The following is a 25,472-nucleotide window of genomic DNA, read 5'->3' on the forward strand; positions in this document are numbered from 1 at the left end:
GATCCGGGCACGTGCTCCACCTCCTACCGTCGGCACATGGAGGGGACGCTGCGCCTCATCGCCTGGATGGAGCGCCACGCAGGGGCCTGGGGCGCGGCCGGGGCGGTGCTGCTCTTCGCCTTCTGGAACGCGCTCGCCCGTGACGTGGCCCTGCCCCCCGCGGTGCACACCACCCTCCAGCTCGCGACGACGGTGCTCATCACCGTCGGCGTGGCCGGGCACCAGCTCGAGCAGGGCACCCACCCGGCCAGCTGGGTCGGCTGGGCCGGAGCCGCCGCGGTCGGCATGGGCTTCTGGGGGTCGCTGCTCCTGATGTGTGCGGGCCTGCTGCTGTTCGGGATCGCCATCGTCCGCTGCAAGGTGCACCGCCCCACGAGCGGCGTCTTCCTCGCGGTCGGTGCGGGGCTGCTGCTCCTGAGCACGTCGCTGGCACCGGGCTTCGGCACCGACAACTCGGTGCCCATGCCGCTGGAGTGGCTGCTGCTCATGGACGCCGGGCTCCTGCTCATCACCAAGGCCATGGTCGACCTCGCCCTCGCTGCGGCGACCGAGCAGGAGCGGTCCGCGGCCGCGTAGGGTGCGCGGCATGACCGCCGCCGTCCCCACCACACCGACGTCGCAGGACCTCCGCCGTGTCATCGACGACCTGCTGGTCCGGTTCGCCGTGCTGCCCGACGACGCGTGGGAGGCACCGGCCGCCGGTCTGGACTGGACCTGTCGCGACACCCTCGGGCATCTGCTCGACGACTTCGGCTTCTACGCCATGCAGCTCTCCGGCGTGAACCCGCCGCAGACCTCCTACGTCGAGCTGCTCGAGCCGGCCCCGTGGCGCGACGGCTCGCCACCCATCGTGTTCTGGCCCGACCCGGCCACCGGCACCCGCGGCATCCTCAGCGCCCTCGACGCCACCGGGGGCCTGCTCGTGGCGGTGACCGCCACCGCTCCCCCGGAGCGCCGTGGGTTCCATCCGGCGGGCCTGTCCGACCGCACGGGCTTCGCGGCGATGGGCATCGTCGAGGCGGTGGCCCACGCCCACGACATCTTGTCGGCGCACGACGTCAGCTACGCCGCCGACGCGGACATCTGCGGCCGGGCCCTCGACCGCCTCTTCCCCGACGCCGCACGCACCGGCGACCCCTGGCACGACCTGCTGGCCGCCACCGGGCGCACGCCGCAGACCCGCGGGACCGCCTGGCGCTGGTACGCAAGCGTTCCGTCGGACTGACACCGGCCGAACCCGCCGAACCGGCCGGGACATGGCTGCGGGCCCGGTTCAGATGAACCGGGCCCGCAGTTCCCACCCCCAGCTTTCGTTGTCCCCTACTTCTTGAAGCTGAACTTCGCGGTGTGATCCGTCCCGTCGGCCAGCCTCAGGGTGAAGGTGCCGGACTTGCCGGCCCAGGCCTTGTCGGTCTTCCAGACGTAGACGTACTGGTCGGCGACCGGGTCGTAGCTCAGCGAGCTGCCGCCGGCCGTGACGGTCTGCTCGATCGCGTCACCGGTCTGCGAGGTGCCGGTGATCGTGAACTTCGGGTAGCCGGCCGCGATAATGTCCATGCCCTGGAAACCGCTGAGGCTGAACTTGATCGGGATCGAGCTGCCTGCCTTGGCGACGTTGACCTTGTCCATGTCGACCGGCTGGAAGAAGCCGTGGAAGTCGTAGACCACCGAGTAGCTGCAGGCCTCGGTCGCCGCCGACTGGTGCCCGACGTTGTCGACCGCGGTGCCCGCGGGCGCCACGACGCTGCGCGACCCGACTGCGCTGGTGTCGAGGGCGACCTGACCGCTCGCCGCGGTGGCGAGGCCGGAGCCGAGGTCGGAGGCGGTCCAGGTGGCGTATGCCGTGGAGCCCTTGACCACCGGAGCGGTGGGGCAGGCGAGCGAGACGAGCGGCGCTGCCGCGTCGACGGAGCCGCTGAACGTGGTCGGGGCGGAGACGTTGCCCGCCCGGTCGGTGACCGTACGAGAACCGGTCGTGAAGGGCCCGGTCACCGTCACCGTCTCCGAGTCACTCCAGGCGGCGACACCGCTGCCGACGGAGCTGTCGGGCAGGTTGGGGTCGCCGTTGTCCGCGAAGCTGACCGTCACCGAGTCCTTCCACCAGGCACCCGTGGCGACATCGGTGTAGTCGGCGGCCCGGTCGGGCGATGCCGTCGGCGCGTTCGGCTTGGTGCGATCCACCACGACGGGGCTGGACGCCGGGCCGTACGCACTCTCCAGCGCCGGGCTGGTGCTGGTCTCGACGGCCTTGACCCGGTAGGTCCAGGTGCCCTCGGCTGGAGCGCCGGCGACGAAGGTGTGGCTCGGCGAGGTCAGGCCGGTCGCCACCGGCGTGAAGCCTGCGTCGTCGGCGTCCTTGCCCTCGAGCGTGTAGGTGACGGCGTTGTTCTCGGCGTCCGTCGAGGGCGCCCAGCTGAGCGAGAACCCTCCCTGCGTCGGGGTGGCGCTGGCCACCGGGGCGCCAGGAGCCGTTGGCGCGGTGTTGGTGGGACACGGCGCCGTGTTCCACGAGACCTTGAGCGAGTCCGTGCGTCGGATGGTGTCGCCGTCGGTGGCGACGCCGGTCGCCACGAACGAGATCGAGCCGGTGCCGGCGCCCGAGACGGTCGAGGTCGCGAGGCGCGCCACCACCGTGGCGGTGTCCTGGCTGACGTGGCCAGAGCCGGGAGCGAAGCTGGTCCAGTTGGACTCGAGGTCGATGGTGGCGTCACTGCCCGGAGCAGCAGTGAGCCCCGTCCCGGTGACGCCTGTCACTGAGACCGCGACGGCGGTGCCGTTCGCGAAGACCGGGTCTGCCTTGTCGCCATTCCCCCTGCGAATGGCGGCGACCAGGACGTTGCTGGTGACCACGGACTTGCACGCGACCGTGCCGAGGTCGAGGGTGCCGCCGGCGGTCGAGGTGACGTCGTCGCCGGTGAGGACGATGTTGTCGGCGAAGGCGGCGCTGACCCCCGCGCCGACCAGGGCGGCAGCCGTCAGACCGGCTGCCGCGGACTTGCCCAGAGCACGCATACGCGATGCTCCTTTCGAGTTCAGCGTCGCGGGAGTCCCCCACAGATCCGCTTTGCCCGCGGATGGCTGTGTCGACATGACGGAACGTAGACCGCGTCTAGACGGAGTCTTTACCCCTACGCCGGAAGTACGACCGAAGAGCCGATGACAAAGGGTCGTGAACCGGGCACATGCGGCATCCGTGTCGGAGGAGCGCCTTAGGCTGGTCGGCACGGGTCGCAGCCGGCGACCCGACCTACTGCTGGGGGGCGACGGCATGACCGGGCATGGAGCGCGGCACCTGCGTGCGCTGCCCCTGGCCGGCCTGGCCGTCATGCTCGTCGCCGGCGTCGTCGCCGGGCCGTACACCCCGTCGTGGTTCGACGGCGCCGAGGCCTGCACCCGCACCCCCTGCCCGGTCGACGTGGACCCGCAGCTGGCCCTGCGCGTGCTGTCGTGGGCGACGTGGGGTGGCCTGCTGCTGGTGGTGGCGGGAGCCGGCCTGGCTGCGGCACTGCTGGCCCACCGAGACGAGGGCCCCACCGGCCCCGCCACGGCAAGCAGCTTCCGCGGAAGGCGGGCCCTGCTCCACTCCGGCACCGCGGCGGTCGTGACGGCCGTCGTGGTCACCGTGGGGGCGTCGGCGTCGCTCATGGCCGGCCTGGCTGCCAGCTCACAGCTCGCCCTGGCCGCGGCCGTGGGCGCCTGGCTCGGCCTCGGCCGCCTGCTGGAGCTGGTCCATCGCAGGCTGGGGCGCGCACGAGGTGCGGCCACGGCATACCTGCTCTCGCTGGCCGTCGCGGCGCTGTCGGGCCTGGCCATGGCGACGGTGCTCGTCGCGCGCGAGGCCGACGCCTGGTGGGCCGGGGTCGGGACGGCTGGGCTGGTCGCCGCCGGCGTCACGGCGCTCGCCGACAGGGTGGCCTGGGACCGGTGGCCGGCCGTCCGTGCGCTGGGCGGGGTCGTCGCGACGGCCGCCGCTGTGACGGCCCTGGTCGGAAGCCTGTCACCGCTCGGCCTGCTCGGCCCCATGGACCGTCCGACCGGGCGCGCCGACCTGACGGACATGACGCCGCCGCAGTCGCCCCCACGCCCGACGGGCCCACCGGCCACCGCACCCGGCACCACGCCCTCCCCCACGACCGACCCCGGGGTGCGGACGGGACTCCGGTGCAGGGCGGCCGACCTTCGCCTCGCACTCACCGGCTTCGACGCCGCCATGGGGGCGCGCGTCGCCACGCTGGAGGCCACCAACCTCAGCGGACGCGCTTGCTACGTCGACGGTTTCGCGACGGTCGCACTCTCCCAAGGAGGCGGCGCCCTTGACGTGCGCAGCGGCACGACGTCGACCAGCCAGCCCGGGATGGAGGGACGTGCCACGCGCGTCGGGTTGTCTCCCCACGAGACGGCCCGGGCGGTGCTCTACTGGCGCGGATTCGGCGCCGCCGCCGACACGACCACGCCCCAGACCCTGACGGTCACCCTGCACCCCGGGACCCGTGGGCAGCCGGTCACCGTCGAGCCCTACGCCTTCGACCTCGCCGACGGCGGCGAGCTGCGCGTAGGCAACTGGGTGCTGGCGGGGTAGGTCGGATGGCCGGGTACGTCAGGCGGACATGTGGGTGAGGTGCCGGGTGGGTCAGGTGGCCGGGTGCGGGGTGCCCGGGCGTGCCGAGCTGCCGCGGGCCGCACCGGTCAGCTCGCGCCGCACCTCCCAGGCGAGGACGAGCATCGCCAGGCCGAGCACGATGGCGTACCAGCCGATCAGCCACGTGATGACGAGGACGCCGGCGCCGGGTGTGATGACGAGGACGACCGCGAACCCCATGGACAGCACGCCCACCGCGCCGAGCACCCACTCATGACGCAGCTCGCGGCGCAGCTGGATGGCGGTGACGAGCTTGGCGAGCCCGGACAGGAACGCCCAGATCGCGATGACGAACAGCAGCACCAGGCCGGTGATGTCGGGCCAGATGAACGCGACCAGGCCGGCGGCCACCCCCAGCACGCCGTGGGCGACCAGCCACCCGCGTCCGCGGACGACGTCGCTGGTGAATGCGGCGACGAGGGTGCCCACACCGTCGAGGAGCATGAACGTGCCCCAGGTGATGACCACAGCCCAGAGCGTGATCTCGGGCCACACGAGCGTCACCACACCGAAGGCCACCGCCAGCACTCCGCGCAGGGCCAGCAGGCGCCAGTCACCGACGTAGTCACGAACCATGGTGGGCCTCCTCAGGCGGCTCGGAACGCGCCGCGGCAGACGTCGCGCCCCTCCAGTACACGGCGTGCCGACCGGTCTGCTCAGGGGCGAAGGTCCTCCACGCCGGCCGCTGCAGGGTCGACGGATGCCGAGCCGGCCCCAGCCTCGTCGGCGGCCGATCCGGCCGCGCTGCCCCCGGCTGCCTCGCCGGGGGCACCAGCAGGGAGAGGCCTCCGTGGACCGGTCAGCAGGAAGGTCCGCATCGGCCCCTTCCCCTTGACGTCGACCACCCCGCGAGGCCGCAGCTCGAAGCTGCCCTCGAGCGCGCCCGCGACCCGCTCGGTCACCTGGATCTGCCCCGGGAGGCCGTGGGACTCCATCCGGCTCGCGGTGTTCACCGTGTCGCCCCAGAGGTCGTAGATGAACTTGCGCCTCCCGATGACGCCGGCGACGGCCGGTCCCGCGTCGATGCCGATGCGCACGGCCAGCCACGGGTGTCCCCCGCGTTGGGCGAGGTCCGCGATCTCCGCGCGCATCGCGAGCGCGGCGCGGGCGGCGGCCTCGAGGTGTCCCGGTCGCGGCTCGGGCAGCCCACCGGCCGCCATGTAGGCGTCGCCGATGGTCTTGATCTTCTCCAGCCCCTCGGCGTCGGCGACGCGGTCGAACGCCGAGAAGATCTGGTCGAGCAGCGCCACCAGGTCACGCGGGGCCATCACGAGCGACCGCGCGGTGAAGCCCACCAGGTCGGCGAAGAGCACGCTGACCGAGTCGTAGTGCTCGGCGATGACCCCGCTCTCGCGCTTGAGACGCGCGGCGATCGGCTCGGGCAGCACGTTCAACAGCAGCCGCTCGGAGCGCTCCTGCTCGGCCTCCAGGGCCTGGTGGGCGCGAGCCCGCTGCTCGACGAAGTAGGCCAGCATGACGTAGGTGCACAGGGTGACCCCGACGACGTTGAGCACGAAGAACGCGGTGACGAAACCCGCCGGCAGCTCGGCCGGGTGCTGCGACAGCCACGGATCGAGCACCGCCAGCAGGACCAGCAGCGTGAAGTAGGCGACGAGCCACGGAACCGACCGCCGCGTCCCGAGCAGGGCCAGGGCCGCGAGCGGGGTGAAGATCGACCACAGGCTCATCCCGCTCGAGGCCACGAACCCGCCGAGCGAGGCCTGAAGCAGGGCCGGGAGCACGAGGAACACTACGAACTGCGTCTTGCGGAACAGCTCGAACCGGTGGTTGTGCGCGAGGACGACCAGTCCCAGCACGGTGATGACCTGGTAGGCGGCAGGGATCGCCGCCGAGAGGGGGTACCCGTAGACGAGGTAGGTCGTCACCCACACGAACGAGACGAGGGAGATCAGCACCGACGCGAGGATGAGCGTCCCCGACCGGACCTGCTCGTCGTCTGACCCGTCCGGCGTCGAGCCGAGCGCCGTCAGCGCGGCCAGTACGGCCCTCGGGCGCGCCACGGCACGCCTCGGCCAGGGTTCCGGAAGCGCGCGGTGCGACGGCGCGGCGCCCACCCATCGAGCGTACGGCCGCGACGCCCACGCCCGCACCGGATCGCCGGGCTCAGCGGGTGGGCGCCTCGCCGTGCACGACCAGCACCGGCACGTGCGCGTGCTCGGCGCAGACGGCGCTCACCGAACCCAGCAGCAGGCCGGTGAACCCACCGTGGCCGCGGCTGCCCACGACCAGCATCTGTGCGCCCTCGCTGGCGTCCAGGAGGGACTTGGCTGCGGGACCCTGCACCACGCGGGTGGTGAGCTTGGGTGGCCGGTCGTTGCCGTATGCCGCGTCGAGCGCCTCCTCGAGAACCTGCCGGGCGTTCTCCTCCGGGTCCCAGCCACCGACCATGCCCCACCCAGCGGCTGCCGGGTAGGTCCACACCGTCACAGCCTCCACGACCGCCCCGGTGCAGCCGGCCAGCGTGCGCGCCCACCTCAGCGCCTGCCGCGACGGCTGCGACCCGTCGACCCCGACCACGACCCGTGCGACGTCGTGCTGGTTGTCCTGCGTGCCGACCATCGAGGGGCTCCTCCCTGCCGCGCCGATCGGCCGACCCGCTGCTGCGGGTCGTTCCTGGCACGTCCAGCGTGCCCCCGCGCCGCGCGCCCGCGGCAGGGCCGAAGGTCCGCCGCGCGGCTCCTCCTACCGATGGCGTAGTGCGAGCGGGCCGTTGGCCCCCACCAGGCCGCCCAACGCCTCTGACGCCGGCGCTCCACCGACGCCCAGACTGCCGGTATGCCGTCCCGCACCCCCGTCGTCGATCAGCGCCAGCGCCACGCCCGGAACCGGCACCGGCCGCTGCCGAGGGTCGACGCGGAGCCCTCGGCACCCGAGTGCGGGACCAGCCCACCGGCGGCCGTCACGGTGCCGGCGACGACGCACGCGGCGGTCCTGGCCCGGGCCTTCGTCCGGACGCACCTGTGCCGTGAGCACGCCCGCTGGTCCCTGCCCGAGGTCACCCTCGTCGTCAGCGAGCTGGTCACCCGGGCGCTGTTCGCGGGAGTGCAGCCGATCACGGTGGAGCTGTCCTGCACCGGCTCCGCGGCCAGGGTCGCGGTGAGCGACACCGCACCTGACGACGTCGAGCACCACCGCGACTCCCGCCTGCTGGTGGCGACCAGGGTCGCCGCTGACTGGGGGCGGGAGGACAGCGGCGGCGAGCCCATGGTGTGGTGCACCGTCGCAGCCAGGGACCGAGGCAGCCCCACGGGGCCGCCCAGCAGCGGCCCGCCCCGGACGCGCGTCGCCCCACCGTGGGCCTGACAGAGGGGCCGAGCGGACCGACCGCAAGCACACGCGTCTCACGTCACGCCGCCCGAAAACGACGAAACCCCTCCCGGTCGGACCGGGAGGGGTTCTCTTCTCGGTGGAGCTGAGGGGACTCGAACCCCTGACCCCCTCCATGCCATGGAGGTGCGCTACCAGCTGCGCCACAGCCCCGTGCGATTTCTCGCCCGTTCCCCCGAAGGGGACGCCAGAGTTTATCCACGGGACCCCCTGATTCACCAAATCGGGGGCGCACCAGCGGCTCAGGCCCGGGCGGCCTGCCCGTCGAGCGCCTCGATCCCCGGTGGACCGACGTTCCAGCGCACCAGGCGCCACCCGACCCGGCCCTCGGTGACCTCGGCCCAGTGGCAGTTCCCCAGCCCCCCGAGCGTGGTCCACGCGGTGCCCTGGTCGAGGCCCACGAGCTCGGCCACGACGGCCCGCCCGGCCACCCCGTGGGTGGCGACGACGACGGTCTCCCCCGCGCCCATGCCGGCGAGCAGCTCCTCGGCCGCCTCGGCCGTGCGGTGGGCGACGTCGGCCACCGACTCGCCGTGCTCGCCGCGGACGAAGTCCTCGCCGCGCAGCAGCTTCTCCTGCTCCTCCGGCCACTGCGCCCGCACCTCGGCGCCGCTCATGCCCTGCCACACCCCGGCGTGGATCTCGCGCCAGCGCTCGTCGTAGGCGATGGGCACACCGCACGCCTCGGCCACCGCCCGGCCGGTGATGGCCGCGCGCTGGAGGTCCGAGGCGACCACGCGCACGGGTGAGAGGGCCGCCAGGGCCTGCCCCGCGGCATACGCCTGCTGCATCCCCCGTTCGGAGAGGGGGCTGTCGAGCTGGCCCTGCCAGATGCCTGCGGCGTTGTGGGTGGTCTCACCGTGCCGGAGCACGACGATCCGGCGCCCCTGCGTCACCGGCGCACCGTCACGCCTCGCGGCGCTTCTGCACGCCGAGCTCGATCTCGGGGCAGTCCTTCCAGAGCCGCTCGAGCTCGTAGAAGTTGCGCTCCTCGTCGTGCTGGACGTGCACCACGATGTCGCCGTAGTCGATGAGCACCCAGCGCCCCTCGCGCTCGCCCTCGCGGCGCACCGGCTTGGCGCCGGTCTCGCGCAGCTTGTCCTCCACCTCGTCGACGATGGCGCCGACCTGGCGGTCGGTGCTCGCCGACACGATGACGAAGACGTCGGTGAGCGCGAGCTGCTCGCTGACGTCGATGGCGGTGATGGTGGTCGCCAGCTTGTCCTCGGCGGCGAGGGCGGCGACCTTGGCGAGGTCGAGGGCGCGTTGCGTTGCGGGCACTGCTCTCCTACGTGTGGTTCCGGGGGCGGCCCGCGATCGCGCGGTCCGCGGCATACAGGTGGTACTTGTTGATGTACTGCACGACCCCGTCGGGGACGAGGTACCAGATCGGCTCGGACCGGCCGACGCGGTCGCGGCAGTCGGTGGAGCTGATCGCCATCGCGGGCACCTCCTGCAGGGTCACGCCGTTCCCCGGCAGGCCCGGGTCGGCGAGCTCGTGCCCGGGCCGGGTGACGCCGATGAAGTGGGCGAGCTCGAAGAGCTCCGCGACGTTCTTCCACGACAGGATCTCGGCCAGCGCGTCGGCGCCGGTGATGAAGAACAGCTCGTCGCCGGGGCGCTGGGCCGTCAGGTCGCGCAGGGTGTCGATGGTGTAGGTGTCGCCGGGACGGTCGATGTCGACCCGGCTGACGGTGAAGCGGGGGTTGGACGCGGTCGCGATGACCGTCATGAGGTAGCGGTGCTCGGCGGGGCTGACGCCGTCCTTGTGCCAGGGCTGCCCGGTCGGGACGAAGACGACCTCGTCGAGGCCGAAGAGCGCCTGCACCTCACTGGCGGCGACGAGGTGGCCGTGGTGGATCGGGTCGAACGTGCCACCCATGACGCCGAGGCGCATGCGTCAACCGCGTTCGCTGGCCCGGGTGTGCGCCTCGCCGCCCGACATGTGCCCCGCTGCGCCGCGGAACATCCACAGCACGGCGAGGAGTAGTGCGAAGCCGGCCAGGGCCAGCGCGCCGAACATGTACGGGGACATGGGCAGCTCGCGCGTGTGCTCCTCGGCGGCGGTGTACAGGTTGACCAGCGACGACGACATGCGGCACAGCCTACCCGGCGCCGGTGCCCCCGCCCGCCGACACCCGTCACCACACGCCGGTATGCCGCGCGCCCGCCAGGCGTGACGACGCACCGGTGCGCCGCGCCGGCCAGGCGTGACGACGCACCGGTGCGCCACGGCGTCCACAGCAGCCCGGGACCGCGGCTGGGGAGGGCGGCCCATGGCAGCCTCGGTGGTCCACAGATCTTGTGCACAGGGCTGTGCACAAGACGTCACCCGTGCGGGGAGGGCTGTGGACGGCGCTGTGGGTTGGTGGAAGGGTGAACAAGTTTTCCGGATTCCGTTGCGGCACAGCATCACCCGGCGCTAGAACTTGCTCACTCGCTCCACGAGGTGGTCGGTGAAGGTTCCGACACCGCCGCAACGGGGAGCAGGGCCAGCCGGATAACGGCAGGCCCGCCCTGTCCGGCCGCGCCGGAGAGGGTTCCGGGGCGTGCCCCGGGTCCGCGGGCGCCGCCGCGGAGGGCCTACCGCGACTTGGGTGGCCCGACCGTCGCCGGTGACGGGGTCCACCCCCACCCCTGCCACCGTCGTAGTGGCCATCAGCGCACGGTCACCCGGTTCGCGCAGCGGACCGACCCCCTGTGGCCCTCGGTGCCCATCCTCCTGCCGCGCAGGCGGTGGGCACCGAGGTCCTCCCCTTGCCCCTCCCCCTTGTCCCTCCCCCTTGTCCCTCCTGTCCCTCCCCCTCGAGCCGAGCGCCTGGCCCTAGGCTGGGAGGCATGCCACCCGCGCTGAGCCCCGAGCTGAGCATCGTCGTCCCCGTGTACAACGAGGAGGACGTCCTCCCGCTGCTGGCGCAACGGCTGCGCCCGGTGGCCGACGGCCTCGGCGCCACCTACGAGGTGGTCACCGTCGACGACGGCAGCACCGACTCCACCGCGGTGGTGCTCCAGCGGATCCGGCGCGAGTGGCCCGAGCTGCGCGTCGTGCGCCTGCGCGCCAACGCCGGTCACCAGGCCGCGATCTCAGCCGGCCTCGCGGTGGCCCGCGGCGACTACGTCGTCACCCTCGACGCCGACCTGCAGGACCCACCCGAGGTCATCGCGCAGATGCTCGCCGTCGCGCGCGACGAGCGGGTCGACGTCGTCTACGGCGTCCGCTCCGACCGCTCGAGCGACTCGGCGTTCAAGCGGCTGAGCGCCCGGGCGTTCTACCGCGTGATCCGGGCCCTGTCGGGCACCTCGGCGCAGAGCGACGCCGGCGACTACCGGATGATGTCGCGCGCCACGGTCGAGGCGGTGAACTCCCTGCCCGAGCACAACCGGGTGCTGCGCTTCATCGTGCCCGCGCTCGGGTTCCCGTCGGCCTCGGTGTCCTACCGGCGCGACGAACGTGCGGCCGGCCGCTCGAAGTACCCGCTGGCAAAGATGCTGCGCCTGTCGATCGACAGCGTCACCGGCTTCTCCATCGCCCCGCTGCGCGCCGCGACGTGGCTGGGCCTGACGGGTGGGCTGGCGGCCGTGGCGCTGCTCGTCTACGCGCTCGTGGCCCAGCTCGTCGGCCACACCCTCCCCGGCTGGACGTCCACGGTCGTCGCTGTCGCGGGCGTGGGCGCGGTGCAGCTGCTCTGCCTCGGCATCCTCGGCGAGTACGTCGGCCGCATGTACGCGATGATGCAGGCCCGCCCGACCTACTTCATCGCCTACGACTCGCTCACCGGGCCGGCGACGAGCTCCGACGCGCCGTTGCCAGCAGAGTCACACCAGGCATCCCTTTGACGGGCAGGTAGCGCTCGGCCGTCACGACCGCCCGCAGCCCGGCGTTGACCAGCGGGTGCAGCTCGTCGAGGTCGCTCCCCCGGCTGCTGCGACGCCGCAGGGCCACGACCGGCCGCAGCAGCACGTTCCACGACGTCAGGGACTCGAGCTCGAAGCCCCCACGCTCGAGCACGTCGCGCAGGGTGACCCGCGTGTAGCGGCGCACGTGGTCGACGGCGACGTCGTGCTCCGACCACAGGCGCGGGTCGGCCGGCACGGCCACGAGGAAGGTGCCTCCCGGCCGCAGCACCCGGTGCACGTCGGCGACGGCGGCGTCGTGGTCGAGGATGTGCTCGAGCACGTCGAAGGCGACCACGAGGTCGAGGCTGCCGTCCGGCAGTGGCAGGGCGGTGGCGTCGGCCCGCACGACGTCGAGCCCCCGGCCGCGGGCCACCTCGGCCCCGTCGGCGCCGTACTCCAGAGCCGCGACCGACCAGCCGGCCGCCTTCAGCACCCGGGTGTTGCCGCCACCGGCGGCGCCCACGTCGAGCGCCCGGCCGGGCGTGAGGTTCTTGATGGCGCGGGCCAGCAGGTGCCGGCGCTCGCGGTACCACCAGTGGGTGTCCTCCAGCGCGGCCAGCTTGCGAACCTCGGTGCCCTCCACGGGCGGTCATCCTGCCACGGGTGGGGCACCGGTCCTGCACGGCGTCGGTGTGCCGCGTGGTGGGCCGCCGGTCCGGGCGCCCGTCAGTCGCTCAGGCGCGGACCTGGCCGTCGCCCTCCACGACCCACTTCGTCGTCGTCAGCTCCGGCAGCCCCATCGGGCCCCGGGCGTGCAGCTTCTGGGTGGAGATGCCGATCTCGGCGCCGAAGCCGAACTCGCCGCCGTCGGTGAACCGGGTCGAGGCGTTGACCATCACCGCCGCCGCGTCGACCTCGTGAGTGAAGCGCCGGGCCGCCGCACGGTCCTCGGTCACGATGGCCTCGGTGTGGCCCGACCCGTAGGTGCGGATGTGCTCGAGCGCCTCGTCGAGGTCGTCGACCACGCGCACGGCCATCTCGAGCGCGAGGTACTCGGTGCCCCAGTCCTCGTCGGTGGCGTCCTCGTGGGCCACCCCGGCCTGCTCGGCCGCCGCGCCGGAGGCCTCGTCGGTGTGCAGCCGCACGCCGGCGCCGCCCAGCTCGGCGAGCACCTTGGGCAGGAAGTCGTCGGCCACCGCCCGGTGCACGAGCAGCGACTCGGCCGCGTTGCACACGCTCGGCCGGTGCGTCTTGGCGTTGACCGCGATCGCGAGCGCCTTGTCGAGGTCGGCCGCGACGTCGACGTAGACGTGGCAGTTGCCCACGCCGGTCTCGATGACCGGCACGGTCGACTCGGTCACGACCGTCTGGATCAGGCTGGCCCCGCCGCGCGGGATGAGCAGGTCGACCAGGCCGCGCGCGGTCATCAGGGCGCGCACCGCGTCGTGCCCGCCGCCGTCGAGCAGGCTGATGGCGTCCTCGGGGAGTCCCTGCGCCACCAGCGCCTTGCGCAGCACGGCGACCAGGGCGCGGTTGGTCGACGCAGCGGCCGAGCCACCGCGCAGCACCACGGCGTTGCCGCTCTTGAGGGCCAGGCCGGCCGCGTCGACCGTGACGTTCGGACGCGCCTCGTAGATCATCCCCACGACACCCATGGGCACCCGCACCTGGCGGATCTCCAGCCCGTTGGGCAGCGTCGAGCCGCGCACGACCTCCCCCACCGGGTCGGGCAGCGCGGCGATGTCGCGCAGCGCCTGCGCGACTCCGGCGACCCGTCCCGCGTCGAGGGTGAGCCGGTCGAGCAGGCCCTGGGCCATGCCGTTGTCGCGGCCGCGCTGGAGGTCCTCGGCGTTCGCCTTGATGACGTCGTCGGTGGCGGCGTCGAGGGCGTCGGCCATGGCCCGCAGCGCGGCGTCCTTGTCGGCGCGCGAGAGCAGGGCGAGACGGCGCGAGGCCGTGCCCGCGGCCGTGGCCAGCTCACGCACCTGCTCCACGGCGGCCGGGTCGATCATCGAGGTCGTCGACATGCCCCAAGGGTATGCCGCGGGCTCACCGCCCAGCCGCGCGTCCCGTCCCCCGGACCGACCCCGGATCGACTTCGTACCCGCCGTGCCGCGCGATCACCCCTTCCGGGGCCCGCATCACCGGCACGGCGGGTACGAAGTCGCCGGCACGAGCGCGAGGCGAGTGACCGCACGGCCGGCGCGCGGGCGGCATACCGGCTTTGCCACAATGCCCGGGTGAGCATCCTGTCGATCCAGTCCTCGGTCGCCTACGGCCACGTCGGCAACAGCGCGGCGGTCTTCCCGCTGCAGCGCCTCGGGGTGGAGGTGTGGCCCGTCTACACGGTGCACTTCTCCAACCACACCGGCTACGGCCAGTGGCGTGGGCCGCTGCTCCCGGCGAGTGACGTGCGCGAGGTGATCACGGGGATCGAGGAGCGCGGCGCGTTCCCCGGCGTCGACGCGGTGCTGTCCGGCTACCAGGGCGGTGAGGACATCGGCGACGTCATCCTCGACGCCGTGGCCCGCGTGAAGAAGGCGAACCCCGACGCCATCTACGCGTGCGACCCGGTGATGGGCAACGCCAAGAGCGGCTGCTTCGTGCACCCCGCGATCCCGGTGCTGCTGCGCGAGCGCGTGGTGCCGGCCGCCGACCTCATCACGCCCAACCAGTTCGAGCTCGGCTTCCTCACCGAGACCGAGCCCGAGACCCTCGAGGACACCCTCGACTCCGTCGACAAGGCCCGCGCCATGGGCCCGCAGACGGTGCTGGTGACCAGCGTGCTGCGCCCCGACCGCCCCGAGGACACCATCGAGATGCTGGCCGTGAACGGCGACGGCGCCTGGATCGTGCAGACCCCTCAGCTGCCGATGAAGGCCAACGGCTCCGGCGACGTCACGGCCGCGCTCTTCACCGCGCACCTGCTCTCGACCGGCAGCCCGGCCGAGGCGCTCGGGCGCACCGCGAGCAGCGTCTTCGACCTGCTGGGGAACACGCTGGAGTCCGGTGAGCGCGAGCTGCAGCTGGTGCAGTCGCAGGAGAGCATCGCCCACCCGAAGATGCAGTTCGAGGTGACGCAGGTCCGCTGACCGGGCGCTGCACCGGGCGGGTCAGCCGGGGTGCGCGAGCAGGCTGTGCGCCAGGGTCACCGCCAGCCACGTGCGGTACTCCGCGTGGGTCCAGCCCCTGCTCGTGACGAGGCTGTCGTAGTTCGCCTGGGCGCACACCGCCCAGAGGATGTCAGCGGCGCGCTCGACTGACAGGTCGGGTCGCAGTGCTCCGCGCTCGTCGAGCAACCTCGCGAGCCGGCGCAGGCCGTCGAGCCGTTGCACCGCCTGGGCCTCCCGGAGGGCCGCCAGGCTCTCGTCGGCAGTCGCCGCGGCATCCAGCACACGCAGCAGCGGCGCCACCCTGCTCCACACCCCCGGCTGCGTCGCAGCGTAGGCCTCGAGCTGCCGGCGGGGGTCGCGCTCCTCGATGACCCTCGCGATGCCCGGGCGATGCTCCACGGGGACCTCCGCCCGCTCGGCGCCCCCCGCGAGAGCGGCCTGGACCGCCGCCTCCAGCAAACCCGCCTTGCCGCTCGTCGAGCGGTAGACCGTCTCGACGGCCACGCCGGCCTCGGCGGCGATCAGCGGGATCGTCGCCTGCACGTAACCACGCTCCAGGAACACGCGAGCAGCAGCGTCGACGATCCGGGCGCGGGTCTGCTCCTTCTGCGCCCGGCGGCCCGGCGCGTCATAGCGCCGCCTGGGTCTTGTCTTCTCCATCATTAGCGAGAATGATACTGGCATCAATTAGATCCTCCGCGACTGGACACAGCCACGGCGACGTCAGGAGCGACGATGAGTACACGAGAGGCCACCCGGGGCCAGACCGACAACACGCTCGCGACCCGGCGGGTGCTTGAAGAGGCCTTCCCGGCCGACGACGAGACGCTGCTGGCGCAGCTGGTGACCGACGACGTGGTGAACCACATGGCCCCACCCGGCACCCCGCCCGGGCTGGGCAGCATCGCCTTTCCCATGCACGCCCTGGCCAGGGCGTTCTCGGACCAGAAGTGGACCATCCACCGGATACTCGAGGACGGCGACATGGTGGCCGTGCACTGCACCCACAGCGGCCGCCACACCGGGGACTTCTTCGGTCTCCCCGCCACCGGCAGGACCTTCTCCTACGAGCAGATGCACATGAGCCGGATGGTGGACGGGCGCACCGCCGAGGTCTGGGAGGTCCGCGACGACGCCGCGTTGATGCGGCAGCTGACCGGGACGCCGCGCCGCTGACCTCGGCGTCTGCATCCGACCAGAGCGGGTCAGAGGATGACCAGGTCGTCGCGGTGGACGACCTCGCGCTCGTAGCCCGGCCCGAGCTCACGGGCCAGGTCGTGCGTCGTGCGGCCCAGCAGGTCGGGGAGCTCGGTGGAGCTGTAGTTGACCAGTCCGCGCCCGATGACGGTGCCGTCGGGGCCGCACAGCTCCACGGCGTCACCGTCGCCGAACGCGCCGACGACCTCCGTGACCCCGGCCGGGAGCAGCGACTTGCGACGCTCGACGACCGCGTGCACCGCGCCCGCGTCAAGCATGAGCCGGCCGCGCGGGGTGGTGGCGTGGGCCAGCCACAGCTTGCGTGACGCGCGGCGCGAGCCGGTCGGCACGAACAGGGTGCCGACGTCCTTGCCCTCCAGCGCCTCACCGGCCTGGGGGGCACTGGTGAGCAGCGTCGTGATGCCGGCGGAGTTCGCGATGGACGCCGCCTCGACCTTGGTGACCATCCCGCCGCTGCCCACCGACGAGCCGGTGCCGCCGATGCGCACGTGGTCGAGCCCGAGCCCGCCGACCACGAGCGGGACCCGCTGCGCACCGGGCTGGCTGGGCGGGCCGTCGTAGAGCGCGTCGACATCGGTGAGCAGCACCAGCGCGTCGGCGTGCGCGATGTGCGCGACGAGGGCGGCCAGCCGGTCGTTGTCGCCGAACCGGATCTCCTGCGTGGCGACGGTGTCGTTCTCGTTGACGATCGGCACGATGCCGAGCTCGAGCAGCCGGTCGATGGTGCGCTTGGCGTTGGTGTAGTGCGAGCGCCGGGTCACGTCGTCGGCGGTGAGGAGCACCTGCCCGACCGTGAGCCCGTGGGCGCCGAAGGCGCGCTGGTATGCCGCGACGAGGGCTCCCTGCCCCACGCTCGCCGCCGCCTGCTGCGTGGCGAGGTCCCAGGGGCGCTTGGTCAGGCCGAGCGGGGCGATGCCCGCAGCGATGGCTCCGCTGGAGACCAGCACCACCGAGCCACCGGCCAGGCGCCGCCTCGCGAGCACGTCGACGAGGGCGACGAGCCGCTCCTCGTCGAGGCCGCCACCATGGGGGTCGGTGAGCGACGAGGACCCCACCTTGACGACCAGCCGCGACGCGTCGACGACGTCGCGGCGCCGGTTGGCGGCGGTCATGCGGCTCGGCTCACTCGACGTCGTCCTCGTCGGCCGCCGTCGTCCAGTGACCGGCCCTGCGCTCGGTCGCCAGCTCGTCGCGGGCGGCGGTCTTGGCGGCGCGGCGGTCTGCGTACTCCGAGCGCTTCTGGTCGCGGGTGGGGCGGCTGCCCTCCTCGAGGCGAAGGTCGGTGCCGCGCGGGCCGGTGAGCAGCTCGGCACCGGCGCTCATCGTCGGCTCCCAGTCGAAGACCACGGCGTTGTCCCTCGGGCCGATCACGACCGTCGCCCCCGCGACGGCTCCGGCCTTGAACAGCGCCTCCTCGACCCCGGCTCGGGCGAGCCGGTCGGCGAGGTAGCCGACGGCCTCGTCGTTGGAGAAGTCGGTCTGGCGCACCCAGCGGGTGGGGCGCTCGCCGTCGACGCGGAAGACCTCGCCGTCGGGGGTCATCTCCTTGACGACCCTGAAGCCGCTGTCGTCGACGGCCTTGGGGCGCAGCACGATCCGCGGCTGCTCGACGACCTCGATCTCCTTGCGGTGCTCGGCCACGTGCCGGGCCATCGCGAAGGTCAGCTCGCGCAGGCCGGTGCGGGCGACGGCGGAGACGACGAACACCTCGAGCCCGCGCGCCTCGAGGTCGGGCCGGACCATCTCGGCGAGCTCGCGGGCCTCGGGCACGTCGGCCTTGTTGAGCACCACGATGCGGGTGCGCTCGCCCAGGGGGCGGCCACCCAGGGAGTCGTCGGGCACGTACTGCGCCAGCTCCTCCTCGATGACGTCGAGGTCGGTCATCGGGTCGCGGCCGGGCTCTAGCGTGGCGCAGTCGATGACGTGCACCAGCACCGAGCAGCGCTCCACGTGGCGCAGGAACTCGAGCCCCAGCCCCTTTCCCTGGTGGGCGCCCGGAATGAGGCCCGGCACGTCGGCGACGGTGAACCGCTCGTCACCGGCGACCACGACGCCGAGGTTGGGCACGAGGGTGGTGAACGGGTAGTCGGCGATCTTCGGCTTGGCCGCCGAGAGCACCGAGACCAGCGAGGACTTGCCCGCCGAGGGGAAGCCGATGAGCGCGACGTCGGCGAGCGACTTCAGCTCGAGCACGACGTCGCGCGCGTCACCCGGCTCGCCGAGCAGGGCGAACCCGGGGGCCTTGCGCCGCGGCGACGCGAGCGCCTTGTTGCCCAGGCCGCCACGGCCGCCGCGCGCGATGACGAACTCGGCGTGCTGCCCCACGAGGTCGGCGAGCACCTCGCCATCGGCGGCCTTGACCACCGTGCCCTCGGGCACCGGCAGCACCAGGTCCTCGCCGTCGGCGCCGTTGCGCTCGTCACCGGCGCCGGGCTTGCCGTTCGGCGCCTTGCGGTGGGGGTGGTGGTGGTAGTCGAGCAGCGTGGTGGCCTGCGGGTCGACCCGCAGGACGACGCTGCCGCCCCGGCCACCGTTGCCGCCATCGGGACCGCCGAGCGGCTTGAACTTCTCCCGCTTGACGGAGGCCACGCCGTGGCCGCCGTCACCCGCGGCGACGTGCAGCACGACGCGGTCGACGAAGCTGGCCATGGTCTCTGCTCTCTGTCAGGGGGCGTCCCGAGTCTAGGACGCCGAAAATGTGCGAAGGGGGCGGGCCGCACTGGGCCCGCCCCCTCGCGAGGTTCGGTGGCCGCGGGCAGTGAGCCCGCGGCATACCATCACTCCGCGGCGACGGTCTCCGCCGGGACGATGTTCACGGTCTTGCGGCCGCGCTTGGCGCCGAACTTGACCGAGCCCGCCACGAGGGCGAAGAGCGTGTCGTCGCTGCCGCGGCCGACGCCCTCACCGGGGTGGAAGTGCGTGCCGCGCTGGCGGACGAGGATCTCGCCCGCGTTGACGAGCTGGCCGCCGAAGCGCTTGACGCCGAGTCGCTGTGCGTTGCTGTCGCGACCGTTACGGGTCGAGGACGCACCCTTCTTGTGTGCCATGTCAGTTCCTGCCTTTGTCTGAAGTCGACTGTTTGACGAAGTCTGGGGGGCTCGCGGAGGCTCAGGCCTCGATCGCGGTGACCTTGACCTGGGTCAGGTGCTGACGGTGGCCCTGGCGCTTCTTGTAGCCGGTCTTGTTCTTGTACTTCATGATCGTGATCTTCGGGCCCTTGGCGGGCTTGACGACCTCGGCGGTGACCTTCACCTTGGCGAGCTTGTCGGCGTCGCTGGTGATGGTGGAGCCGTCGACCACCAGGAGCGGGGTGAGGTCAACGGTGTCGCCGGCCTGGGCGGACACCTTGTCGATGATGAGGACGTCGCCGACCGACACCTTTTCCTGTCGGCCACCAGCGCGAACGATCGCGTACACAGTTGAACTCACTTTCGTCTTTCGGAAGGCACGCGCTCTCTGTCTGGACCGTCCGATAGCTACCCGCGCGAGCGGACATCAGAGCGGTGGGCGCACCGAGGGACAAGACTACCGGTATGCCGCCCGCTCACCAAACCGCGGCGGGCGGCATCCGGGCTGGTCAGGCGGGGGGTGCGCCGGCCGCGCCGGAGCCCTCGCCGGCGGCCACGGGGGCCGTGGAGCGCGGCGGGCCGGCAGGCGCCACCACACGGCCGCGCCGGCGCCGCTTGGGCGTAGTGGCCGGTGCCGGCTCGGTGGCAGGGAGCTCGGCGGCCGGCTCCTCGGCCGAGGTGGTCTCGGCGGGCCGCTCACCGGGGGTCTCGCCGCGGGTCTCGGCGTGCGTGCTCGCCTCGGCTGCGGCGGCGGCCTGCGCCACCGGCACCTCGGCGGGGTGGGCCGTCACGTCGGCGCGGTGGGCCTGCTCCTGCTCCTCGGACTCGCTCTCGCGGACCTCGAGGTCGGGCTGGTCCTGCGCCGGCAGGGCCGACTCATCCACTGGCAGTCCGGCGCTCTTCATGGCGGCGGCGTGCGCAGCAGCGGCGATCTGCGCCGGTGTGGGGCCCGACGGGGTGGCCGGCTGCTGGGCCTGCTGCTGCGGCTGCTCCTCGGCCTGGCCGCCGCCCTTGCCGCGACGGCCGCGGGAGCGCCCGCCGGCGCTGCCGCCGGACTCGCCGCCACCCTGACCGCCCTGGCCGCCCTGGCCGCCCTGGCCACTCTGGCCACCATGGCCGGCGTGGCCACTGCCTCCGCCGTTGCCACCGTTGCCGGAACGCTCGACCGGCTCGGCGTGCACGATGATGCCGCGGCCGTTGCAGTGGTCGCAGGTCTCGGAGAAGACCTCGATCAGGCCGCTGCCGACCCGCTTGCGGGTCATCTGCACCAGGCCCAGCGAGGTGACCTCGGCCACCTGGTGCTTGGTGCGGTCGCGGCCGAGGCACTCCAGCAGACGCCGCACGACGAGGTCGCGGTTGGACTCGAGCACCATGTCGATGAAGTCGATGACGATGATGCCGCCGATGTCGCGCAGCCGGAGCTGGCGCACGATCTCCTCGGCCGCCTCGATGTTGTTCTTGGTGACGGTCTCCTCGAGGTTGCCGCCCGAGCCGACGAACTTGCCGGTGTTGACGTCGATGACCGTCATGGCCTCGGTGCGGTCGATGACGAGCGAGCCGCCGGAGGGCAGCCAGACCTTGCGGTCCATCGCCTTGGCGATCTGCTCGTCGACCCGGTGGTGGGTGAAGAGGTCCTCCTCGGAGGTCCACTTCTTCAGGCGCTCGGCGAGGTCGGGGGCCACGTCGTTGATGTAGTCGCTGACCTCGGACCACGCCTGGTCGCCGGCGACCACCAGGGAGGTGAAGTCCTCGTTGAAGACGTCGCGGATGACGCGGATGGTGAGGTCGGGCTCGCCGTGGACGAGCGACGGGGCTCCCCCGGACTTCCCCTTGGAGCCGGACTTGCCGTCCGCCTTGGACTTGATGCGCTCCCACGTCTTGGTCAGCCGCTCGACGTCGGCGCGCAGCTCCTCCTCGCTGGCGCCCTCGGCCGCCGTGCGCACGATGACGCCGGCGCTCTCGGGCACGACCTCCTTGAGGATCTGCTTCAGGCGGGCTCGCTCGGTGTCGGGCAGCTTGCGGGAGATGCCGGTCATGTTGCCCTCGGGCACGTAGACCAGGTAGCGGCCGGGCAGCGAGATCTGGCTGGTGAGGCGGGCACCCTTGTGGCCGATCGGGTCCTTGGTGACCTGGACGAGCACGGTGTCGCCGGACTTCAGCGCGTTCTCGATGCGCTTGGGCTGGTTGGCCTCGAGCCCGGCGGCGTCCCAGTTCACCTCACCGGCGTACAGCACGGCGTTGCGGCCCTTGCCGATGTCGACGAAGGCGGCCTCCATCGACGGCAGGACGTTCTGGACGCGGCCGAGGTAGACGTTGCCGGCCATCGAGACGTTTGTCTCGCGGGAGACGTAGTGCTCCACGAGCACGCCGTCCTCGAGCACGCCGATCTGCGTCTTCCCGTCGCGCTCGCGCACGACCATGGTGCGCTCCACGCTCTCGCGGCGGGCGAGGAACTCGGCCTCGGTGATGATGGTGCGGCGACGACCAGCCTCGCGACCCTCGCGGCGACGCTGCTTCTTGGCCTCGAGCCGGGTGGAGCCCTTCAGCGAGGTGGGCTCGTCCCGGTCCTTGCGGGGCTCGCGGACCTTCGTGACGACGCCGGGCTCGGTCTCGGCCTCTGCGCCACCGTTGCCGCTGCGACGGCGACGACGGCGGCGACGGCTGGTGGCGCTCTCGCCCTCAGGACCCTCGTCGTGTCCCTCGGTGCCCTCGGCCTCCTCGGCTGCCTCGGTGGCGGCCTCGGCGGCCTGGCCCTTGTCCTGCCGGCCCGGCTCCTGCTCGGCGGTCTCCTCGCCCTCGCCGTTGCCACGGCCACGGCGACCCTTGCCGCCGCGGCTGCGACGACGACGGCCGCGGCCGCCCTCGGACTCCTCCTCGGCGGCCTGCTTGGCCTCCTCGGCCTCTGCCGGCTCGGCGGGCTCGAGCGCCTCAGGAGCCTCAAGAGCCTCAAGAGCCTCAAGAGCCTCGGCGGCCGTGGTCTCCTCGACCTCGGGCTGGGCCTTGCGGGAACGACGGCGGGTCGGGACGGCCGGGGTCTGGGGAGGCTGGAAGAGCACCCCGAGGCTCGGGACGGCCGGCGCCGCGGCTGTGGCAGCAGCCAGCTCGGTCGCGTCGGTCTCCTCGTCCTCCTCCTCGTCCAGCGGCGGCACCTCGGCGCCGGCCGGCTCGAGCAGCAGGTCGTCGCTCAGGGCCGGCTGCGGCAGCTCGGCGAGCGCGGCAGCAGCCGACTCCGCCCGGTCCGCAGGCTCCTCGGACTCCTCGGGCTGACCCTTGGCGGCCGCCTTCTTGGCGGGCTTGCGGGTGGTCTTCTTGGCGGCGCGCTTGCGCGTCGCCTTCTTCTCGGCCTGCTGCTCGGCCTGGGCACCCTGCTCGGCGGTCGACTCGGCACCAGTGGGCTCGGCTCCAGCCGGCTCAGCGGCGGTGAGCTCGGCCCCGGTCGCCGGCTCCGCGGCCGGCAGGTCCCCCGCCGGCTGCGCCGGTGCGGGGGCCGAGGCCTTCTTGGTCGCCCGTCGCGGTGCTCGCTTGCGGGCGGGCGCGGGGATCTGGGGGCTGTCCCCCTGGGGAGCCTCGCCCTGCGGGGTTTCGTTCTGCGCGTCCTGGGACAGGTTGTCGGTGGAGGCCATCGTGGCGTCCTCTCGTCACCCACGGGGTGAGCGCCACACCCGAGCGGCCGAGGCCTCTCCATTCAGCACCGTGGTGCATGTGGGTCGTTCGCCGTGTCGCGGGCGGGTGCCTGCGGCTCGGAAGTCGGTTGGTTACCCCTGGCTGGCTCGCGCTGGGTCGCGCGTCACCGGTCAGGCGCCGGCGCCGCCCTTGTCGGCAGCCAGTGGGTCGGCCACCCCAGCGGTTGCGGGTTGCAGCGGGCCTTGCGCCAGCCGGGTCACCAGGGGTGGTGTCGGCGGCGCGAGCTCCGTTTCTGCTCGCAGCGCGGTCAGGACGTCGTCGGGACGTACGGCAGGTGTGGTGTGCCGGACGACCACTCGCAGTATCGCACACCCCGGCTGATCCGACGCTGCTGTCGACAGCGACACGACGGCGCCACGCACGTCGAACGTCTTGGGGCCGGTCTTGAACATGCGGGTGACCTCGGCCCGCTCGCGGGCCAGGAGGCCGTCGACGGCCCGCTGCAGCTCCCCCTGCTCGACGCCGCGGAACTCCATGACCCAGTCACTGGCCTCGAGCCGGTCGGCCAGCGACCCCGGGCCGGCCTCCACGACCTCCAGCACGTCGAGGCCGTCCGGCAGCGCCTCGTCGAGGGCGGCACGCACGGACTCGGGCTCGACGCGGTCGGTCACGGAGATCTCGAAGTACTCCGCCTCGCTCGCGGTGCCGGTGGGGGCGGCGTTGGCGTAGGAGATCTTGGGGTGGGGGTGGAAGCCCGCCGAGTAGGCCATCGGCACGCCCGCCCGCCGCAGCGCCCGCTCGAGCGCCCGTTGGAAGTCGCGCGTGGAGGAGAACCGCAGCCGTCCGCGCTTGGCGTAGCGCACCCTCAGCTTCTGGACGGCGGGCGCTGGCGGGGGTCCTTCGGGGGTGCGCTGGCGGGCCATGGGGTCCAAGCCTAGGAGGTGGACCGCGGTGCCCGGCCCCCCGGGCGGCCGCGGCTCCGCCGGGTCGCGTCCTGGGGTCGATCCTCACTGCGGAACCAGTGGCCATTGCACCGACGGACCACTGAAACGGTGGCGAGACGGCTCTTTCGCTGTCGACATCGTCGCACTAGCCTTCGGCCATGGCGACCCTCGACCGCACCCGGCTGGCCTCCCTCCTCGACGCCGAGCAGGCGGCATACACCAGCAACCACCCCCGCAGCCGCACCCTCTTCGGGGAGGCGGGGAACCTCTTCGGCCGGGTGCCGATGACGTGGATGAACATGTGGACCGGCGGCTTCCCGCTCTACCTCGACCGCGCCACGGGCAACCGCGTCACCGACGTCGACGGGCACACCTACATCGACTTCGCGCTCGGCGACACCGGCGCCATGGCCGGGCACTCCCCCGCCCCGACCGTGGCCGCCGTGCAGCGCCGGATGGGCGAGCTGGGCGGCATCACGACCATGCTGCCGACCGAGGACGCCCAGTGGGTGGGCGCGGACCTCACGCGCCGGTTCGGTATGCCGCTGTGGTCGTTCACGCTGAGCGCGACGGACGCCAACCGCTGGGCGATCCGCCTCGCCCGGCTCGCCACCGGACGGCCGAAGGTGCTGGTCTTCGCCTACTGCTACCACGGCTCGGTCGACGAGGCGTTCGCGCTGCCGGGACCGGAGGGCAAGACCGAGAGCCGGCCCGGCAACGTCGCCCCGCCGGTCGACCTCGACCTGACGACCCGAGCGGTCACCTGGAACGACCTCGACGCCGTCGAGAAGGCCCTCGCGCACGGCGACGTGGCCGCCATCCTCACCGAGCCGGCCCTGACCAACATCGGCATCGTGCCGCCCGAGCCGGGGTTCATGGAGGGACTGCGCGAGCTGGCGACGAAGTACGGCGCGCTGCTCATGATCGACGAGACGCACACCTTCTCGACCGGCTGGGGCGGCGCCACCCGCGCGTGGGGCCTGCAGCCCGACATCTTCGTCATCGGCAAGTCGATCGGCGGCGGCATCCCCTCCGGCGCCTACGGCATCACCGAGGACGTTGCCCGGGCCGTCACCCGGCACACCGACGCCGGTGAGGCCGACATCGTCGACGTCGGCGGCGTGGGCGGCACGCTCGCCGGCAACGCCCTGTCGACCGCCGCCATGCGCGCCACCCTCGGCGAGGTGCTCACCGAGGACGCCTTCGCCCACATGACCGAGCTCGCCACCGCGTTCACCGCGGGCGTCCAGGCCACCCTCGACGAGCTCGATGTGCCGTGGTCGATCAACCAGCTCGGCGCCCGGGCGGAGTACCGGTTCGCCCGGCCCGCCCCCACCACCGGCGAGGCGTCCGCCGCCGCGGCCGACGAGGAGCTCGACGCCTACATGCACCTCGCGATGGTCAACCGGGGCATCCTCATGACGCCGTTCCACAACATGGCCCTGATGTGCCCGGAGACCTCACGCGAGGACGTCGACCGGCACACCGCGGTCTTCCGGGAGGTCGTGGGCGCGCTCTTCGTCTGAGCCAAAGCACCGACCGCCCTTTTCGCGTAGACGCGAGGCCTCGCGGTCGTAGACCGGCTACGTCCTGTGCCCGACGAGCCGACCCGCGCGCCCGGCGTAGCGTCGGGCGCTGGACCACTTCACAGGGAAGCGGCCCTTCCACGACAGGAGGGCGA

Annotated in this window: 25 protein-coding genes and 1 tRNA gene; 8 read left to right on the forward strand and 18 right to left on the reverse strand. The window is 72.8% G+C overall.

What is annotated here, in order from left to right; translation table 11 throughout:
• Positions 1-36 precede the first annotated feature (36 nt).
• Together BMW78_RS00490 and BMW78_RS00495 are read left to right on the forward strand one after the other, a co-directional pair.
• Positions 37-576 carry a hypothetical protein gene (locus BMW78_RS00490; RefSeq protein ID WP_091755400.1) on the forward strand — a complete coding sequence of 180 codons (540 nt, stop codon included), beginning with the start codon at positions 37-39 and terminating at the stop codon, positions 574-576.
• Positions 577-586: 10 nt separating this feature from the next.
• Entirely contained in the window at positions 587-1,225 is a 639-nt protein-coding gene (locus tag BMW78_RS00495; protein ID WP_143056097.1) for a DinB family protein, read from the forward strand.
• Between the two features lie 95 nt (positions 1,226-1,320).
• Here the strand turns inward: BMW78_RS00495 and BMW78_RS00500 are convergent, their stop codons facing one another.
• Positions 1,321-3,012, reverse strand: coding sequence for a PxKF domain-containing protein (locus tag BMW78_RS00500; RefSeq protein WP_091755404.1), 1,692 nt, complete (start codon positions 3,010-3,012; stop codon positions 1,321-1,323).
• A 256-nt stretch (positions 3,013-3,268) separates the two neighbouring features.
• Between BMW78_RS00500 and BMW78_RS00505 the strand changes: the two genes are divergently transcribed.
• Positions 3,269-4,579 carry a DUF4232 domain-containing protein gene (locus BMW78_RS00505; protein ID WP_091755405.1) on the forward strand — a complete coding sequence of 437 codons (1,311 nt, stop codon included), beginning with the start codon at positions 3,269-3,271 and terminating at the stop codon, positions 4,577-4,579.
• Between the two features lie 51 nt (positions 4,580-4,630).
• Here BMW78_RS00505 and BMW78_RS00510 read toward each other — a convergent pair whose 3' ends face one another.
• The 3 genes from BMW78_RS00510 to BMW78_RS00520 all read right to left on the reverse strand — a co-directional run bounded on the left by BMW78_RS00510 (position 4,631) and on the right by BMW78_RS00520 (position 7,219).
• Complete coding sequence (locus BMW78_RS00510; RefSeq protein ID WP_091755407.1) at positions 4,631-5,215, reverse strand: HdeD family acid-resistance protein; 585 nt, start codon at positions 5,213-5,215, stop codon at positions 4,631-4,633.
• A gap of 80 nt (positions 5,216-5,295) precedes the next feature.
• A complete protein-coding gene (locus tag BMW78_RS00515; protein WP_091755408.1) occupies positions 5,296-6,660 on the reverse strand; it encodes an adenylate/guanylate cyclase domain-containing protein in 1,365 nt (454 codons plus the stop codon).
• Positions 6,661-6,763: 103 nt separating this feature from the next.
• A complete protein-coding gene (locus tag BMW78_RS00520; protein WP_091755410.1) occupies positions 6,764-7,219 on the reverse strand; it encodes a universal stress protein in 456 nt (151 codons plus the stop codon).
• A 216-nt stretch (positions 7,220-7,435) separates the two neighbouring features.
• On the opposite strand from BMW78_RS00520, the gene BMW78_RS00525 reads away from it, so the two are divergent.
• Positions 7,436-7,963, forward strand: coding sequence for a hypothetical protein (locus BMW78_RS00525; protein ID WP_091755412.1), 528 nt, complete (start codon positions 7,436-7,438; stop codon positions 7,961-7,963).
• Positions 7,964-8,067: 104 nt separating this feature from the next.
• Here the strand turns inward: BMW78_RS00525 and BMW78_RS00530 are convergent.
• From BMW78_RS00530 to BMW78_RS00550, 5 genes are all read right to left on the reverse strand, one after another.
• Positions 8,068-8,140, reverse strand: a tRNA-Ala gene (locus BMW78_RS00530).
• Positions 8,141-8,229: 89 nt separating this feature from the next.
• Positions 8,230-8,883: a histidine phosphatase family protein gene (locus BMW78_RS00535; RefSeq protein ID WP_091755414.1), complete on the reverse strand. Its 654-nt coding sequence runs from the start codon at positions 8,881-8,883 to the stop codon at positions 8,230-8,232.
• 10 nt (positions 8,884-8,893) lie between these two features.
• Positions 8,894-9,268 (reverse strand): ribosome silencing factor, encoded by a 375-nt coding sequence (gene rsfS, locus BMW78_RS00540; protein WP_091755415.1) that lies wholly within the window; start codon positions 9,266-9,268, stop codon positions 8,894-8,896.
• Positions 9,269-9,275: 7 nt separating this feature from the next.
• A complete protein-coding gene (nadD, locus tag BMW78_RS00545) occupies positions 9,276-9,884 on the reverse strand; it encodes a nicotinate-nucleotide adenylyltransferase (protein WP_342707678.1) in 609 nt (202 codons plus the stop codon).
• A gap of 3 nt (positions 9,885-9,887) precedes the next feature.
• Positions 9,888-10,082 (reverse strand): hypothetical protein, encoded by a 195-nt coding sequence (locus BMW78_RS00550; protein ID WP_091755416.1) that lies wholly within the window; start codon positions 10,080-10,082, stop codon positions 9,888-9,890.
• 743 nt (positions 10,083-10,825) lie between these two features.
• Here BMW78_RS00550 and BMW78_RS00555 point away from each other — a divergent pair.
• On the forward strand, positions 10,826-11,824 hold the full coding sequence (locus BMW78_RS00555; RefSeq protein ID WP_091755417.1) for a glycosyltransferase family 2 protein: 999 nt from the start codon (positions 10,826-10,828) through the stop codon (positions 11,822-11,824).
• Here BMW78_RS00555 and BMW78_RS00560 read toward each other — a convergent pair.
• Together BMW78_RS00560 and BMW78_RS00565 are read right to left on the reverse strand one after the other, a co-directional pair.
• On the reverse strand, positions 11,760-12,467 hold the full coding sequence (locus BMW78_RS00560) for a class I SAM-dependent methyltransferase (protein WP_091755418.1): 708 nt from the start codon (positions 12,465-12,467) through the stop codon (positions 11,760-11,762). The two genes, BMW78_RS00555 and BMW78_RS00560, sit on opposite strands and share 65 nt — an antisense overlap.
• 91 nt (positions 12,468-12,558) lie before the next feature.
• On the reverse strand, positions 12,559-13,851 hold the full coding sequence (locus BMW78_RS00565) for a glutamate-5-semialdehyde dehydrogenase (RefSeq protein ID WP_091755419.1): 1,293 nt from the start codon (positions 13,849-13,851) through the stop codon (positions 12,559-12,561).
• Positions 13,852-14,064: 213 nt separating this feature from the next.
• On the opposite strand from BMW78_RS00565, the gene pdxY reads away from it, so the two are divergent.
• Positions 14,065-14,916: a pyridoxal kinase PdxY gene (gene pdxY / locus BMW78_RS00570; protein WP_091755421.1), complete on the forward strand. Its 852-nt coding sequence runs from the start codon at positions 14,065-14,067 to the stop codon at positions 14,914-14,916.
• 21 nt (positions 14,917-14,937) lie between these two features.
• Here pdxY and BMW78_RS00575 read toward each other — a convergent pair whose 3' ends face one another.
• A complete protein-coding gene (locus BMW78_RS00575; protein ID WP_177180221.1) occupies positions 14,938-15,600 on the reverse strand; it encodes a TetR/AcrR family transcriptional regulator in 663 nt (220 codons plus the stop codon).
• Between the two features lie 72 nt (positions 15,601-15,672).
• Between BMW78_RS00575 and BMW78_RS00580 the strand changes: the two genes are divergently transcribed.
• A complete protein-coding gene (locus BMW78_RS00580) occupies positions 15,673-16,113 on the forward strand; it encodes an ester cyclase (RefSeq protein WP_091755424.1) in 441 nt (146 codons plus the stop codon).
• 29 nt (positions 16,114-16,142) lie between these two features.
• On the opposite strand, the gene proB is transcribed toward BMW78_RS00580, so the two are convergent.
• From proB to BMW78_RS00610, 6 genes are all read right to left on the reverse strand, one after another.
• Complete coding sequence (proB, locus tag BMW78_RS00585; protein WP_091755426.1) at positions 16,143-17,267, reverse strand: glutamate 5-kinase; 1,125 nt, start codon at positions 17,265-17,267, stop codon at positions 16,143-16,145.
• Between the two features lie 10 nt (positions 17,268-17,277).
• Positions 17,278-18,804 carry a GTPase ObgE gene (gene obgE, locus BMW78_RS00590; RefSeq protein ID WP_091755428.1) on the reverse strand — a complete coding sequence of 509 codons (1,527 nt, stop codon included), beginning with the start codon at positions 18,802-18,804 and terminating at the stop codon, positions 17,278-17,280.
• A 128-nt stretch (positions 18,805-18,932) separates the two neighbouring features.
• Positions 18,933-19,202 carry a 50S ribosomal protein L27 gene (rpmA, locus tag BMW78_RS00595; protein ID WP_091755430.1) on the reverse strand — a complete coding sequence of 90 codons (270 nt, stop codon included), beginning with the start codon at positions 19,200-19,202 and terminating at the stop codon, positions 18,933-18,935.
• Positions 19,203-19,263: 61 nt separating this feature from the next.
• Entirely contained in the window at positions 19,264-19,572 is a 309-nt protein-coding gene (gene rplU / locus BMW78_RS00600) for a 50S ribosomal protein L21 (RefSeq protein WP_091755432.1), read from the reverse strand.
• A gap of 160 nt (positions 19,573-19,732) precedes the next feature.
• Positions 19,733-22,846, reverse strand: coding sequence for an Rne/Rng family ribonuclease (locus tag BMW78_RS00605; RefSeq protein WP_091755434.1), 3,114 nt, complete (start codon positions 22,844-22,846; stop codon positions 19,733-19,735).
• A 171-nt stretch (positions 22,847-23,017) separates the two neighbouring features.
• Positions 23,018-23,770 (reverse strand): TIGR03936 family radical SAM-associated protein, encoded by a 753-nt coding sequence (locus BMW78_RS00610; RefSeq protein ID WP_091755435.1) that lies wholly within the window; start codon positions 23,768-23,770, stop codon positions 23,018-23,020.
• A gap of 179 nt (positions 23,771-23,949) precedes the next feature.
• Here BMW78_RS00610 and BMW78_RS00615 point away from each other — a divergent pair, with 179 nt between their 5' ends.
• Entirely contained in the window at positions 23,950-25,317 is a 1,368-nt protein-coding gene (locus BMW78_RS00615) for a transaminase (protein WP_091755437.1), read from the forward strand.
• Positions 25,318-25,472 lie beyond the last annotated feature (155 nt).

Origin of the sequence: Pedococcus cremeus (assembly GCF_900111375.1) — a bacterium.
Classification (GTDB): Bacteria; Actinomycetota; Actinomycetes; order Actinomycetales; family Dermatophilaceae; genus Pedococcus_A; species Pedococcus_A cremeus.

Excerpts from the sequence above, each read along its gene's own strand:
- BMW78_RS00490 (WP_091755400.1), top strand. The coding sequence starts at position 37 with ATGGAGGGGACGCTGCGCCTCATCGCCTGGATGGAGCGCCACGCAGGG.
- BMW78_RS00495 (WP_143056097.1), top strand. The coding sequence starts at position 587 with ATGACCGCCGCCGTCCCCACCACACCGACGTCGCAGGACCTCCGCCGT.
- BMW78_RS00500 (WP_091755404.1), bottom strand. The coding sequence starts at position 3,012 with ATGCGTGCTCTGGGCAAGTCCGCGGCAGCCGGTCTGACGGCTGCCGCC.
- BMW78_RS00505 (WP_091755405.1), top strand. The coding sequence starts at position 3,269 with ATGACCGGGCATGGAGCGCGGCACCTGCGTGCGCTGCCCCTGGCCGGC.
- BMW78_RS00510 (WP_091755407.1), bottom strand. The coding sequence starts at position 5,215 with ATGGTTCGTGACTACGTCGGTGACTGGCGCCTGCTGGCCCTGCGCGGA.
- BMW78_RS00520 (WP_091755410.1), bottom strand. The coding sequence starts at position 7,219 with ATGGTCGGCACGCAGGACAACCAGCACGACGTCGCACGGGTCGTGGTC.
- BMW78_RS00525 (WP_091755412.1), top strand. The coding sequence starts at position 7,436 with ATGCCGTCCCGCACCCCCGTCGTCGATCAGCGCCAGCGCCACGCCCGG.
- nadD (WP_342707678.1), bottom strand. The coding sequence starts at position 9,884 with ATGCGCCTCGGCGTCATGGGTGGCACGTTCGACCCGATCCACCACGGC.
- BMW78_RS00550 (WP_091755416.1), bottom strand. The coding sequence starts at position 10,082 with ATGTCGTCGTCGCTGGTCAACCTGTACACCGCCGCCGAGGAGCACACG.
- BMW78_RS00555 (WP_091755417.1), top strand. The coding sequence starts at position 10,826 with ATGCCACCCGCGCTGAGCCCCGAGCTGAGCATCGTCGTCCCCGTGTAC.
- BMW78_RS00565 (WP_091755419.1), bottom strand. The coding sequence starts at position 13,851 with ATGTCGACGACCTCGATGATCGACCCGGCCGCCGTGGAGCAGGTGCGT.
- BMW78_RS00575 (WP_177180221.1), bottom strand. The coding sequence starts at position 15,600 with ATGATGGAGAAGACAAGACCCAGGCGGCGCTATGACGCGCCGGGCCGC.
- BMW78_RS00580 (WP_091755424.1), top strand. The coding sequence starts at position 15,673 with ATGAGTACACGAGAGGCCACCCGGGGCCAGACCGACAACACGCTCGCG.
- proB (WP_091755426.1), bottom strand. The coding sequence starts at position 17,267 with ATGACCGCCGCCAACCGGCGCCGCGACGTCGTCGACGCGTCGCGGCTG.
- obgE (WP_091755428.1), bottom strand. The coding sequence starts at position 18,804 with ATGGCCAGCTTCGTCGACCGCGTCGTGCTGCACGTCGCCGCGGGTGAC.
- rpmA (WP_091755430.1), bottom strand. The coding sequence starts at position 19,202 with ATGGCACACAAGAAGGGTGCGTCCTCGACCCGTAACGGTCGCGACAGC.
- BMW78_RS00605 (WP_091755434.1), bottom strand. The coding sequence starts at position 22,846 with ATGGCCTCCACCGACAACCTGTCCCAGGACGCGCAGAACGAAACCCCG.
- BMW78_RS00610 (WP_091755435.1), bottom strand. The coding sequence starts at position 23,770 with ATGGCCCGCCAGCGCACCCCCGAAGGACCCCCGCCAGCGCCCGCCGTC.
- BMW78_RS00615 (WP_091755437.1), top strand. The coding sequence starts at position 23,950 with ATGGCGACCCTCGACCGCACCCGGCTGGCCTCCCTCCTCGACGCCGAG.